The sequence below is a fragment of the Amycolatopsis sacchari genome, assembly GCF_900114035.1.
In the GTDB taxonomy this organism is placed as follows: domain Bacteria; phylum Actinomycetota; class Actinomycetes; order Mycobacteriales; family Pseudonocardiaceae; genus Amycolatopsis_E; species Amycolatopsis_E sacchari.
The window spans coordinates 125420-138316 of the sequence record NZ_FORP01000008.1; the positions used below are offsets into that span (position 1 = coordinate 125420).

Below are 12897 nucleotides of genomic sequence, written 5' to 3' on the forward strand. Positions count from 1 at the left end.
CCCGGCCGAGCAGGGCGTGGACATGAGCGGGATCGACGCGTTCCTCGACGCTCTGGCGCCGCTGCCGGATGTCGAGCTGCACAGCCTGATGGTGGTGCGGCACGGTCACGTCGTGGCCGAACGCTGGTGGCAGCCGTACCACCGGAATTCGCCGCGCTTGCTGTATTCGCTGAGCAAGAGCTTCGTCTCGACGGCCCTCGGCTTCGCGGTGGCGGAGGGCCTGGTGGACCTGGACGCCACCGTGCTGTCCTACTTCCCCGGCTGGGACAGCCTGGTGACCGACTCGCGGTCGCGGTCCACATTGGTCCGGCACGTGGCGGCGATGGCCAGCGGGCACGCGGACGAGCGGGAGGCGCAGGCGCTTCGGGCCGGCAACGGTGATCCGGTGCTCGGCCTGCTCCGGTTGCCGCCCGAGTTCGAGCCGGGCACGTTCTTCGCCTACAACCAGCCCTGCACGAGTGCCCTCGCCGCGGTCGTGCGCAAGGTCAGTGGCAGCTCGTTGACGGAGTTCCTGACGCCGCGGCTGTACGAGCCGCTGGCGATCGACGTCCACGGCTGGGCGCGTGACGAGAACGGTGTCGAAGCCGCGCATTTTGGACTGCACACCACGACCGAGGCCATCGCCAAGCTCGGCCAGCTGTACCTGGACGACGGCGTCTGGTGGGGAAAGCGGTTGCTGCCGGACGAGTGGATCGCGGAAGCCACGCGGGCACAGGTGAAAACCGACGGTACCGACCCGGACTGGCGGCAGGGTTACGGCTTCCAGTTCTGGGTCAGCAGGCACGGCTACCGCGCCGCGGGCGCACACGGGCAGTTCGCGCTGGTGCTCCCCGAGGCCGACGCGGTGGTGGCGATGACCGCCCAGAGTCCGAACATGCAGGCAGTGCTGGACGAGGTGTGGACGCACCTGCTCCCGGCGTTGATGGCGGAGCGCGGCCCGGCAGGGCCGTGGCCGACGCTGTCTCCGTCCCTGCCGGTCCCGGCGGGCACGGCCGGCCCGATCCCCGCCGGAAGGTATTTGCCCAAGCGCGGCAAGGATTTCCTGCGAGCGGTCGACCTGAGCGAGGACGCGATCACCCTGCTCGACGACGGCCCACCCGTCACGGCAGCGCTCGGCCCGCCGCGCAGTTGGACGACGAGCGGTACCCACGCCACGGCGTACGCGTGGTCCGGCGGGTTGCTCCAGGTGGACGTGATCTTCCTCGACACCCCGCACCGGCTACGTCTGACGTTGGATCCGGGGGATGCCACGTTCGAGGCGGTGTGGCAGTCGCCTCTGGTGGCGCCGCAGCCGTTGGCCCGACTGCGCATGCCGCGTGAAGTTGGGGCTGGGTAAGGGAAGAGGAAGCGTGCCGACCGATGCCCGTGGATGACGAACCGATAAGTCGTTCGCGCGGCGACCGCTCACGCTGCAAGACTGTCTCGACGGCAGCGTCGGGCGGGGATGCCTCAGCCAGTGCGGAGCAGATCTTGCAGGCGCCTCATCCTCACCGGGCCAAGCAGTTGGGCCGAGGTGTGCGCGGTTTCGACGAGCACGAGTGGGAGGCCTGCCGCTACGACATCGTGGTCGAGGGCTCCATCGCCAAGTTCAGCCGGTACCCCGAACTGCGCCGTTTCCTGGTCGGAACCGGCGAGCGGGTGCTGGTGGAGGCCAGTCCGCGCGATTCCGTCTGGGGCATCGGACTGACCCAGGACGACCCGCGAGCCAACGACCCCGAACAGTGGCAAGGCCTGAACCTGCTGGGCTTTGCCCTGGCCGAAGCCCGAAACGCGCTCGCCGGGCTGACGTGATCACGCTCCCGCCGGACAAGCACCTGGCGGCACGGGTGACGATCTCGGCCCCGCGAACCCGCAATCACAGGTCGGTGGCGCGGGGATGCCGGGGTCCGTAGAGGCCCACTTGACTGCCACCGGGTAGCGGGATCCGGCTCAGGCGCCCCCATCGGGCTTCGGTGACCTCCGCGCACGTGACGCCCTTGGCGGCCAGTTCGCTGATCGTCACGTCCAGATCGTCGCACATCAGGTACAGCTCGTGAGAAGCGTCGGCCTCGGCGGGGTGCACGGCGACCTCAGCGGGCGGAAGCTTGAAGATCAGCCAACCGCCGCCGGCGTCGACATGCGGGTAGTCGAGGACCTCACGGAAAAACGATCGGTCAGCTTCCGCGTCATGGCTGTAGATGATGACGTGCGCTCCAGAGATGCCCATGCGACCACCGTCGCAGTCAGCTGTCTCGAAGGGGAGAGTGGGGCGCCTGGGGCTCGAACCCAGAACCTACGGATTAAAAGTCCGCAGCTCTACCAATTGAGCTAACGCCCCCGGTGGCCCCTGCCGGAGCGGGGCACCGCCACGTAGCCTAGTCGTTCCTCTCACCCTTGCGGTACGCGGGCCGTCCGGCGGAGCCACAGCAGGCCGATCACCGGCAGGACCAGCGGGATGAACAGGTACCCCTCGCCGTAGCCCGACCACACCGTCGCGTCCGGGAAGGCCGCTTTGTCGAAGATGCTCAGCGTCCCGACCGTCAGCACGCCCAGCAGCTCCACCGTGCACGACGCCAGCGCCACCCGGAACGACATCGAGCCCGAGCGGGCCAGTGCGACCGTCGCCACGATGTAGATCACCGCGGCCACCGCCGACAGGACGTACGCGACCGGCGCCTCCGAAAATTTCGTCGCGATCTGGACCGCCGCCCGTGACGTCGCGGCCAGTGCGAAGATCGCGTACACCGCGACCAGGATCCGGCCGGGACCCGTCGCCGTCTTCCGCTGCTCAGGCACTCGCGCCTCCCCAGATCTCGTGCAGCCGCAGCACCATGACCGGGATCGCCAGGCACACCACGCCCAGGATCACCGTGCTCGACCGGCTCCGCTCCGCCAGCGCCCACGCCGTGCCGGCCGGGATGATCACCAGCGAACCCACCAGGTACGCCAGGAACGTCGCGAGGCTGCCCGGGTGACCGCCCCGCACGAGCCCCACGATCCCGATGACCAGCTGCACCACCAGCAACACCTCGACCACAGCCAGTGCCACGAGCAACGGCCGCTGCGGTTCCCGGTTCCGCGCGGCGGCCACGAAGGCCCAGGCGGCGACGAAAAGCGAGGTCACCGCCACCGCTACCGCGAAGCCCGAGATCACCTGCCGAGCTTAACCCGGGCCCCGTCACCCCTACTCGCGGGTGAAGCAGGGGCGGCAAAAGAACCGGCGGCCTGGAAGTTATGCCTCCATTTGGGTGGTGTAGTCGTTACGCCGGGTCTTCGTTACCTGGTGGTAACGCGGGCGTGCGTGGTCCCAACAACGCCGAAACGGCCTATTGGTATTCACCGGGGTCGGGGGTGCAAGATGGCGGCACCGCAAAAATTGCCGCGGAGGAGCCCCCGAAATGGATCTCAGGTACGAGGCGTTCTGCTTCGCCGATCCGCTCTTTTTCGACGAGCAGCGGAACACCGCCGAAAGCGGTGAAGAATTCTCGAAATCGCTGCCCGAACCTGACGGCGGGTGGCTGTGCGCCGAGCGGGGGGTGTGGCGCTACTTCCGCCCTGTCGACCGCGATCTTCCTTCGCAGGGCTGGAAAATCCACGTCTCGGGCACGCCGTCGAACGCCCGCCGGGTACTCGTCGAGGTGTGGCGGTACTGCCTGGAAAGATCGATTTCCTTCAAGCACCTGCGCACGGTCGAGATGGTGCTGGCGAACAATTCAAAGTACGCGGCGCGGGAGGGCAGCGGCAAGCTCGCCACTATTTATCCGAGTGACAACAATGAGCTGAAACGCGTACTTCATGATCTGTCGGGAGTTCTTTCCGGGGAGTCCGGGCCCTACATTCTCAGCGATCTGCGCTACGGTGGAGGTCCACTCCACGTCCGTTACGGTGGTTTCTCCGAGCGCTGGGTGGAGGCCGACGGCCGCAGAGTGCTCGCCGTGTGCAAGCCCGACGGGACACTCGTCCCCGACGAGCGGACCCCCACCTTCCAGCTGCCGGACTGGGTCGAGCTGCCCGAGTGCCTCGCCCCGGACCTGGCGGCCCGCCGCGGCGGCGACCCGGCGCAGTTCCCCTACCGGGTGACCTCCTCCCTGCACTTCTCCAACGGCGGCGGGGTCTACCTGGCCGAGGACAAGGCCGACGGCCGCGAGGTCGTGCTCAAGGAGGCCCGCCCCCACGCCGGACTGGACCGCGACCACGTGGACGCCGTGGCCCGCCTCCACCGCGAGCACGACGTGCTGCGCCGCCTCGCCGGCATCCCCGGCGTGCCCGCCGCGCACCGCCTGTTCACGGTCTGGGAGCACCACTTCCTCGCCATGGACCGCGTGCCCGGCATTTCCCTCGCCTCCTGGCTCGCCCACCACTACCCGCTGACGCGCCGCGACGCCGCCGAGCGTGACCTGCCCGCGTACGCGGAGCGGGCGAACGCTCTGCTCGGCAGGCTCGCGAAGCTCCTCGACGCGATCCACGAGCGCGGCATCGTCTTCGGCGACCTGCACCCCAACAACGTGCTGGTGGACGACGACGACCAGGTAGCGCTCGTCGACTTCGAACTCGCCTTCCCCGCCGACGCGCCCGGCCGCCCGGCGCTCGGTGCGCCCGGGTTCAAGGCCCCGCCGGGGCTGACCGGCGTCGCCATCGACGACCACGCGCTCGCCGCCCTGCGGCTGTGGCTCTTCCTGCCGCTCAACGCGTTGCTCGAACTCGCTCCCGGCAAGCTGCCCTCGCTGCTGGACTTCGTGCGGGACCGGTTCGGCCTGCCGCCGGACCACGGGGCCGAGCTGGTGCGGCCCGGCCTCGAACCGATCCACACCGACCTCGACGACCCGGAACCGGACTGGCCGCTCGTCCGCAAGGCCATCGCCACGGCCGTCCTCGCCAGCGCCACCCCCGACCGCACCGACCGGCTCTTCCCCGGCGACATCGACCAGTTCCAGGTCGGCGGCGCCTGCTTCGCCGTCGGGGCCGCGGGTGTGCTGCACGCGCTCGACCTGACCGGCGGCGGACGGCACCCCGAGCACGAGCGGTGGCTGATCGAGTCCGTGCGGCGTGACCCGCCCGCCCGTCCCGGTTTCTTCGACGGCGCCCACGGGATCGCGTACGTGCTGGAGAACTTCGGCTACCGGGACGAGGCGACCCTCGTGCTCGACGAGTCCGCCGCGCTGGTCGAGCAGACCACCGAGCCGGGCCTGTGGTCCGGGCTCTCCGGCATCGCGCTCAACCTGCTGCACTTCGCGGACACGCGCGACGACCGCGAGTACCGCGAGCAGGCCGTCCGCATCGGCGCCGAGCTGACCGGGTACACCCCGGCCCCACCGGGGAAGTTCGCCAAGGCCGGGCTGGTCAGCGGCTGGTCGGGGCCCGCGCTGCTGTTCGTGCGGTTGTTCGAGGAGACCCACGACCGGGCGTGGCTCGACGCGGCCGACCGGGCGCTCAACCGGGAGCTCGAGGAGTTCGTCGAGACCGACGACGGCTCGCTCCAGGCCAAGGACGGGCGGGCCCGCACCCTGCCCTACCTCGCGGTGGGCAGCGCGGGGGTGGCGCTCGTCGCCGAACACCTCGCCGCGCACCACCCGGACGCCGAGAGCGTCGCGCGGCTGCGGGGGCTGCGCGAAGCGTGCCGCGGCGAGTTCGTGATCCACCCCGGTCTGCTGTACGGGCGGACCGGGCTGATGGCCACGCTCGCGGCGGGCAGGCACCGCGGGGCGGACCCGGTCGCCGAACGGGCGATCGAGGTGCACCTGGCGCGGCTGGCCTGGTACGCGATCCCCTTCCGCGGCGGCATCGCGTTCCCCGGCAACCAGCTGCTGCGGCTGTCCATGGACGTCGCCACGGGTGGCGCCGGGATCCTGCTCGGGCTCGGCGTCGTCCTCGACGGCACACCGGTGCTGCCGTTCCTCGGCGGCCCACAGGCTTCGGTCCGACCGGACCGGGGAAAGTGACAGGAGAAAGGCGAAACGATGGATCTGGTTCTCGACCTGCAGGCCATGGAAGCCCCCGAGCACGGCGGCGGCGGCGACGGTGGCGGCCACCCGATCAGCAACCTGAGCCTGCTCGCCGGCTGCGCGAACAGCACGCTGAGCCTCCTGGGCTGCAGCACCATCTGATCGGAGCGGGTGGGAGCGGCGCAGGCCAAGTGCGCCGCTCCCATTCGTGCCTACCGCGTCCGGCCCCGTCGGGGCAAGGAGGTTCCACATGACGGGCGAGGAGCTGCTGCGCGCGGCGACGCGGCGCGTGCGGGGGCGCGCGCTGCTGGTCGTGCTCGTGACCGCGGGTGCGGCCGCGGCGAGCCTCCCGCTGCCGTCGGCGCTGGCGGGCGCGGTGGACTCCGCGATCGCCGGGCGGACGAACCTGGCGCTGGTCGCGTTCGTGCTGGTACTGGGGGCCGCGGAGATCCTCGCGGAGGTGGCCGGCGGGATCCTGACCACGAGCGTGACCAGCACGTCGACGGCGTGGCTGCGGCGGCTGCTGGTCGACCGGGTGCTCGCGCTGGGGCTGCGCTCGCGGTTCGCCGAGGGGGACGTGCTGAGCAGGCTGACCGGGGACTGCACGGCCGCCGGGGCCATCGTGTCGATCGTCGTGCAGCTGGGTTCGTCGGTGGTGATCAGCACCGGGGCGGTGGTGCTGCTCGCGCTCATGGACTGGCGGCTCGCGCTGGTCTTCCTCGGCAGCGTGCCGCTCGCGCTGCTCACCGCCCGCGCGCACCTGCGGCGCACGGCCGATGACGTGCTGACCTACCAGCGGGTTTCCGGCGAGTTGTCGGCGCGGCTGCTGGACGCGGTGCGCGGACTGCGCACGATCGCCGCGTCGGGCACCGCCGAGCGTGAGGCCGGGCGCGTGCTCCGGCCGCTGCCCCGGCTGCACGCGGCGGGACGGGGCATGTGGCGGACGCAGGCGCGCATGGTGTGGCGTGCCGCGTTGCTGCTGCCCGCCGTCGAACTCGCGGTGCTCACCGCGGCCGGGTTCGGGGTGCTCGCGGGGCGGTTGAGCATCGGGCAGGTGCTCGCCGCGCTCGGGTACGTGACGCTGGGGATGAGCCTGGTCCGCCAGATCCCGTTGCTCACCACGCTTTCCCGTGCTCGGTCGAGCGCCCACCGCATCGACGAGGTGCTGTCGGAACCGGTGCCGGAGCGCGGCGGGACGACCGTGCCCGAGGGGGACGGGGTGCTGGAGTTCGACGGGATCCGGATCCCCGGCGGCAGCCTGGTGGCGGTCGTGGGCCGTTCGGGTTCCGGGAAGTCCACACTGGCGGCGCGACTCGGGGGCCTGACGCCGGACGGGGTGCGCCTCGACGGCACGCCGGTCGCCGAGGTTCCACGTGCCCTCGTCGGTTACGCCTTCGAGCGGCCCGCCCTGATCGGGGACACCGTTGCGGACGCGGTCGCGTTCGGCGCCGGGGCGGGGCGCGACGCGATCCGCGCGGCCTGCCGCCAGGCGCAGGTGCACGACCTGGTCGTCCGGCTGCCCGAGGGGTACGACACCCCGCTCGCCGAAGCGCCGCTGTCCGGTGGGGAGGCGCAGCGGCTGGGGCTCGCGCGCGCGTTCGTCCGCCGTCCGCGGGTGCTGGTGCTCGACGACGCGACGGCCAGCCTCGACACCGTGACCGAGTCCCTTGTGGACAGTGCGATCCGGGAGTCCGGCAGCACCCGTGTGGTGGTGACGCGCAGGCCGACCACCGCCGCACGCGCGGATCTGGTGCTGTGGCTGGAAAACGGCGTGGTCCGGGCGGCCGCACCGCACGACGTGCTGTGGCGGGAGCCGGACTACCGCGCGATCTTCACGGAGGGGACGTGAGGCTGTACTGGCGCGCGCTGGGCGCGCAGTGGCGCGGCGGGCTGGTCCTGGCCGCGTGCTCGGTCGCCGAAGGGCTGCCCGCGTTCACCTCCGGACGGCTGGTGCAGCTAGCGGTGGACGACGGGTTCGCCGCGGGAAACCCGGGGCGCGGCGTGGCGTGGCTGCTCGTGTTCGGGGCGGTGGCGCTGGCCGGAGCGGGCGCGTCGCGCCTGGTGTGGCGGCAGCTGGGCACGCTGGTCGAACCGGTGCGGGACGCGCTGGTCACCGCCGTCGTCCGCGGGGTGCTGCACAACCCGCCGCGCCGCAACGGGGTCGACGCCGCCGCGGTCGCGCGGATCACGCAGCACATCGAGGTCATCCGCGACGCGACGGCGGGGTTGCTGGTGCAGGCGCGTGCGATGCTGGTGACCACCGGGGGCGCGCTGCTGGGCCTGTTCACCGTCGCCGGCCCACTGGCGTGGCTGGTGGCGGCGCCCGTCGGCGCGTCGCTGGTCCTGTTCGCCTGCCTGCTGCCCGGGCTCGCGCGGCGCCAGCGCGAGGTGACGCTCGCCGACGAGACCACCGCGGAGCGCGCGGGCACGGTGCTGGCCGGGATGCGGGACGTGGTGGCGTGCGGCGCCGAACCGGAGGTCGCGCTGTCGCTGCACGCCGCAGTGGAGCACCAGGCGCGGTCGGCGATGCGGCTCGCCCGGATGGCGGCCGCCCGCACCGCGGTCATCGCGACCGGCGGTTTCCTGCCGCTGCTGCTCGCGCTCCTCGTCGCACCGGGGCTCGTCGGGTCCGGCGCGCTGAGCGCGGGGGCCGCGCTCGGCTCGCTGGTCTACCTCGCGACCAGCCTCCAGCCCGCCGTCCACAACCTGGGTGCCACGTCGAGCAGCGTCGTGCTCCGGCTGCTGGTGGCCCTGCGGCGGGTCGGGGAGACCACCGTGCTGCCCCCGCAGCCCTCGGGCGACCGTGAACCGGCCGACGCGACCGTCGAAGCCCGTGGGCTGACGTTCGGCTGGGGCGAGCACGCCGAACCGATCGTGCGCGACCTCGATCTGCGGCTCGCGCCGGGTGACCACCTCGCCGTCGTCGGCCCCAGCGGTATCGGCAAGTCGACACTCGCGTCGTTGTTGACGGGGATGGTCCGGCCGCAGGCGGGTGAGGTGCTCGTCGGCGGGGTGCCCGTGCGCGAGCTGCGTGCCGCCGCGCTGCACCGGCTGGTCGCGCTCGTGCCGCAGGAGACCTACCTGTTCGACGGCACGGTGCGGGAGAACCTCGCGTTGTTCGCGCCGGGCGCCACCGACGAGCAGCTGGTCGCGGCGGTGCGGGCGGTCGGCGCGGACGGCGTGGTGTCCCGCCTCGGCGGGCTCGACGCCGAGCTGGGGCGCACCTCGGCGGGAGAAGCGCAGCTCCTCGCGCTCGCTCGCGTGTACGCGAGCCCGGCGCGGGTGGTCATCCTCGACGAGGCCACCTCCGGCCTCGACCCCGCCGCGGAGGTCCGTGCGGAAAGCGCTTTCTCGCAGCGTGGCGGGGTGCTGGTGGTGATCGCCCACCGGCTCTCGTCGGCGCTGCGCGCGGACCGCGTGCTCGTCATGGACGGCCGGTCGACCCTGCTGGGCAGCCACGACGACCTGCTGGCCGCCTCGCCCCGCTACGCCGCGCTCATGCGGGCGTGGACCGATCCGGTCGCGGCCTGAGCTCCTCCAGGCAGTCCCGCAGCCTGCCCTCGACCGGCACCGGCCGACGGGTCTCGCGGTCGACGAACACGTGCACGAAGTGCCCCTCCGCGACCAGGATTTCCCCGTGCCGGATGGCGATCTCGTAGCGGACGCTCGACTTGCCGAGGTGCCCGACGCGCAGGCCCACCGACAGCACGTCGGGGAACGAGACCGAGGCGTGGTAGTTGCAGTGGGACTCGACGCACAGGCCGATCACCTGGCTCTTCTCCAGGTCCAGACCACCACGCTCGATCAGCCAGGTGTTGATCACCGTATCCATCAGCGAGTAGTGCACGACGTTGTTGACGTGCCCGTAGACGTCGTTGTCCTTCCAGCGCGTCGGCACCGTCCGCCAGTGCGGGTACTCGTTCACCACAGCGACACCGACCGGCGCAGGATGCTCGCGAGGTCGTCCTCCGTGGGCGTGCGGGGCGCGATGGCGAGCAGCCGCTGCTGCTTGAGCGTGCCCTCGACGAGTGAGTCCACATCGGACTCGGTGTACCCCACGGCACCGATCCCGTTGGGGATGCCGATGCGCTCCATCAGCCGCCGCAGCACGGTGGGCAGGTAGTCGGCGTCGTCGTTCGGCCGGTCGACCTCGGGGCCGAGCAGCTGCGCGACCCGCAGGTGCCGCTCCGGCGCGGCTTGGAAGGTGAACCGGAACGCCTCCGGCGCGGTGAGTGACACCGCCATACCGTGTGGCACGAGCGGTTCCTCCGGCGGGTAGCCCTCCGGCACGAACTCACGAACGCGCCCCGCGATGGGGTAGGCGTTGGCGTGCGGGATGTGCACGCCGGCGTTGCCGAAACCGAGCCCGGCGAAGGTCGCCGCGAGCGCCAGGTTCTCCCGCGCGTGCAGGTCGTCCCCGTTCTCGACGGCGGCGGGCAGCGCGTCGCGCAGCAGCACGAGCGCGCGCTCGGCGAACATGTCCGCCATCGGGTTCGCGCCGCAGTAGGGTACGCGCTCCTCGGGCTTCTTGCGCTCGAACTCAGTGTACGCCTTGGCCGTGTAGCTCTCCGCCGCGTGGCACAGGATGTCCATCCCGCTGGCGGCGGTGACCGAGGGCGGCTGGGTGACCGTCAGCCGCGGGTCCACGACGGCGAGCGTCGGGCGCAGCCGCAGGTGGCTGATGCCGGTCTTGACCTGCAACGACAGCACGTCGAGCACGCACACCGTGGTGCTCTCCGCGCCGGTTCCGGTGGTGGTCGGGACCGCGACCAGCGGCTTGAGCGGCGCACTGGGCGCGCGGCCGCCGCCGACGGGCGGGTTGACGTAGTCCATCAACTCGCCTTCGTTGCTGGTCAACAGGTTCACCGCCTTCGCGGTGTCGATGGTGGAGCCGCCGCCGACCGCGACGAACGCGTCCCACGGGCCGGTTCCGCGCGCGTGCTCGACCGCCTTGGCCATGCTCACGTCCGTCGGTTCGACGTGCACCCCGTCGAAGATCTCGGCCCGCAGGCCGTACCCCGCCAGCCCTTCGGCGATGCGCCGCGGCCAGCCGGTCGCGGCTACGCCGGGATCGGTGAGCACGAGTACGCTCCGCGCACCGGTCTGAACCAGGTCGTACCCGATCTCTTCGCAGGCGCCTGCGCCGTACTTCAGCGCGGGCGCCCCGTAGGTGAACACGGTCTCGTTGGCCACGTCCTGAGCATAGGGGGCTACTTGACCAAGGTCGGCAACGCTGATTACCTAGGTGCCATCACGTATCAGCAAGGGTGGACGGTCGGGCGGACGGCGGTCCGGGTATTGGGTGACGCGGGCGTGCGGCGCGCGTACACCGTGCCCGCGGACTCGTTCCTCGACCTCCTCGACGTACTGCAGTTCGACTCCCCGCTCACCGTCGTGCACGCCCGGCACGAAACGGGCGCGGCGTTCATGGCCGAGGCGGAGGGCAAGCTGCGGGAGGTCCCCGCGTTGCTGCTGGGAGCCCGCGGCCCGAACACGTTGAACCTGCTCCCCGGCGTCCAGACGGCGCAGCGCGACGAGACGCCGATGATCGTGCTGCTGGCCGACCGCCCGTCGGTGGGCCTCCTCGGTGACGACGCCGACGATCCCGACCCGGTCGAGCCGTTCCGCCCGTACGCCAAGTGGAGCGCCCGCGCTGAGGTCGCCTCCGAGGTGCCCGCGTTGCTCGCCGAGGCGCTGGGCGAGGTGCGGCGCGGCCGTCGCGGGCCCGCGGTGCTCGCGGTGCCGGACGACTTCTGGATCGCGCCGTACGAAGGCGGCGTTCCCCAGCCCGAACCGCCGCCCGACCGCAGCGGCGCGTTGCTGCGGTCGGCCGACGAGGTTGCGTCGCTGCTCGCGGACGCCCGCTACCCGGTCGTCATCGCCGGCGCCGGGGTGCGCGCGGCACGGGACGAACTGGTCGAAGTGGCCGAGAAACTGGGGCTGTCGGTGTACAACGCGTTCCGCAGGCAGGACGCCTTCCCCGAGAACCACGCCCGCTACGCCGGTCACCTCGGGCTCGGCATCCCGGCCCGCCAGCTCGACGCGCTCGACCGCGCCGACCTGGTGCTCGCCATCGGGACCAGGCTGGACGAGGTGACCACGCAGAACCACCGCTACCCGTCACCGAGCCAGACGCTGGTGGTGATCGGCACCGGGCTGACCCCCACGCGCCGCCGGGGCCTCACGTTCCGCATCGAGTGCGAGATCGCGCCGTTCCTGCGGGAGCTGGCGGGCGTCGCGATCCCGCGCACGCGGCGCAGCTCGGCCGCGAACGCCTCCACGCACACCTACATGACCCCTCCGGACACGCGGGGCAGCGTGCTCGTGCACCCCGCCGACGTGGTGCGGGCGGTGCGCCGGACGGCCCCCGAGAACACGATCGTCGCGAGCGACTCCAGCAACTTCGCTGGATTCGTGCACCGCTACTGGTGCTTCACGGCCCCGCACACGCAGCTCGGGCCGGCGGACCGGACGGTGGGGTACGCGGTGCCCGCGGCGGTGGCGGCCAAGCTCGCCGCGCCGAAGCGCACGGTGGTCGCGATGACGGGCGACGGCGGCCTGCTGTCCAGCGGGCAGGAGCTGGAGACCGCGGTCCGCTACCGCGCGCAGGTGATCGTCGTGGTCAGCCAGAACGGGCTGTACGGCGACATGGCGATGCACCAGGCCCGCACGCACGGCAGGCTGTCCGGGGTCGCGCTGGAGCCGGTGGACTTCGCCGCGTGGGCGCGTTCGCTCGGCGCGGTCGGCTACACCGTCCAGTCGCCCGAGCAGCTGGAGCCGACGATCGCGCGGGCGCTGCGGCACCAGCGGCCCAGCGTCATCGACGTGCGCACCGACCCGGACGTGATCGACCCCGACGTGCGGCTCAGCGCCCTTTTCCCGGCGCAGCGCACCCGCTGAGGCGAGCTCGCCTCGCATTTTCCGCGGGACTCGCGTAGGGTCGGAATTCCTTACTATTTCCCGAATTCTGAAATTG

General features: G+C 71.9%; 12 protein-coding genes and 1 tRNA gene. 7 read left to right on the forward strand and 6 right to left on the reverse strand.

The genetic code is table 11. The features are described from left to right. Positions 1–22: 22 nt before the first annotated feature. Both BMZ92_RS16125 and BMZ92_RS16130 read left to right on the forward strand, forming a co-directional pair. The gene (locus BMZ92_RS16125) at positions 23–1336 is read left to right on the forward strand and encodes a serine hydrolase domain-containing protein (RefSeq protein ID WP_091508413.1); all 1314 of its coding nucleotides are present in this window, start codon (positions 23–25) and stop codon (positions 1334–1336) included. Positions 1337–1359: 23 nt separating this feature from the next. Then, positions 1360–1791, forward strand: a complete 432-nt coding sequence (locus BMZ92_RS16130; RefSeq protein ID WP_091508120.1) for a riboflavin biosynthesis intermediates N-glycosidase — start codon at positions 1360–1362, stop codon at positions 1789–1791. Between the two features lie 64 nt (positions 1792–1855). Here BMZ92_RS16130 and BMZ92_RS16135 read toward each other — a convergent pair whose 3' ends face one another. The 4 genes from BMZ92_RS16135 to BMZ92_RS16150 form a co-directional block, all read right to left on the reverse strand. Further along, complete coding sequence (locus tag BMZ92_RS16135; RefSeq protein ID WP_091508123.1) at positions 1856–2206, reverse strand: VOC family protein; 351 nt, start codon at positions 2204–2206, stop codon at positions 1856–1858. Positions 2207–2244: 38 nt separating this feature from the next. After that, positions 2245–2317: transfer RNA gene (locus tag BMZ92_RS16140), tRNA-Lys, on the reverse strand. Between the two features lie 50 nt (positions 2318–2367). Next, the gene (locus BMZ92_RS16145) at positions 2368–2775 is read right to left on the reverse strand and encodes a hypothetical protein (protein ID WP_091508124.1); all 408 of its coding nucleotides are present in this window, start codon (positions 2773–2775) and stop codon (positions 2368–2370) included. Further along, complete coding sequence (locus BMZ92_RS16150) at positions 2768–3133, reverse strand: hypothetical protein (protein WP_091508127.1); 366 nt, start codon at positions 3131–3133, stop codon at positions 2768–2770. The genes BMZ92_RS16145 and BMZ92_RS16150 overlap by 8 nt, the downstream gene beginning before the upstream one ends. A 244-nt stretch (positions 3134–3377) precedes the next feature. Between BMZ92_RS16150 and lanKC the strand changes: the two genes are divergently transcribed. From lanKC to BMZ92_RS16170, 4 genes are all read left to right on the forward strand, one after another. Beyond that, positions 3378–5918, forward strand: coding sequence for a class III lanthionine synthetase LanKC (lanKC, locus tag BMZ92_RS16155; protein ID WP_091508129.1), 2541 nt, complete (start codon positions 3378–3380; stop codon positions 5916–5918). 18 nt (positions 5919–5936) lie between these two features. Beyond that, a complete protein-coding gene (locus BMZ92_RS16160; protein WP_091508131.1) occupies positions 5937–6083 on the forward strand; it encodes a SapB/AmfS family lanthipeptide in 147 nt (48 codons plus the stop codon). 88 nt (positions 6084–6171) lie between these two features. Continuing rightward, on the forward strand, positions 6172–7770 hold the full coding sequence (locus tag BMZ92_RS16165) for an ABC transporter ATP-binding protein (RefSeq protein WP_091508134.1): 1599 nt from the start codon (positions 6172–6174) through the stop codon (positions 7768–7770). Then, positions 7767–9452, forward strand: coding sequence for an ABC transporter ATP-binding protein (locus tag BMZ92_RS16170; RefSeq protein WP_091508136.1), 1686 nt, complete (start codon positions 7767–7769; stop codon positions 9450–9452). Before BMZ92_RS16165 ends, BMZ92_RS16170 begins: the two co-directional genes overlap by 4 nt. On the opposite strand, the gene BMZ92_RS16175 is transcribed toward BMZ92_RS16170, so the two are convergent. Both BMZ92_RS16175 and BMZ92_RS16180 read right to left on the reverse strand, forming a co-directional pair. Continuing rightward, a complete protein-coding gene (locus BMZ92_RS16175) occupies positions 9418–9849 on the reverse strand; it encodes an acyl-CoA thioesterase (RefSeq protein WP_091508137.1) in 432 nt (143 codons plus the stop codon). The two genes, BMZ92_RS16170 and BMZ92_RS16175, sit on opposite strands and share 35 nt — an antisense overlap. After that, positions 9843–11114, reverse strand: coding sequence for a hydroxyacid-oxoacid transhydrogenase (locus BMZ92_RS16180; protein ID WP_245783081.1), 1272 nt, complete (start codon positions 11112–11114; stop codon positions 9843–9845). The genes BMZ92_RS16175 and BMZ92_RS16180 overlap by 7 nt, the downstream gene beginning before the upstream one ends. A 57-nt stretch (positions 11115–11171) precedes the next feature. Between BMZ92_RS16180 and BMZ92_RS16185 the strand changes: the two genes are divergently transcribed. Continuing rightward, complete coding sequence (locus BMZ92_RS16185) at positions 11172–12821, forward strand: thiamine pyrophosphate-binding protein (protein ID WP_091508417.1); 1650 nt, start codon at positions 11172–11174, stop codon at positions 12819–12821. Positions 12822–12897: the final 76 nt, after the last annotated feature.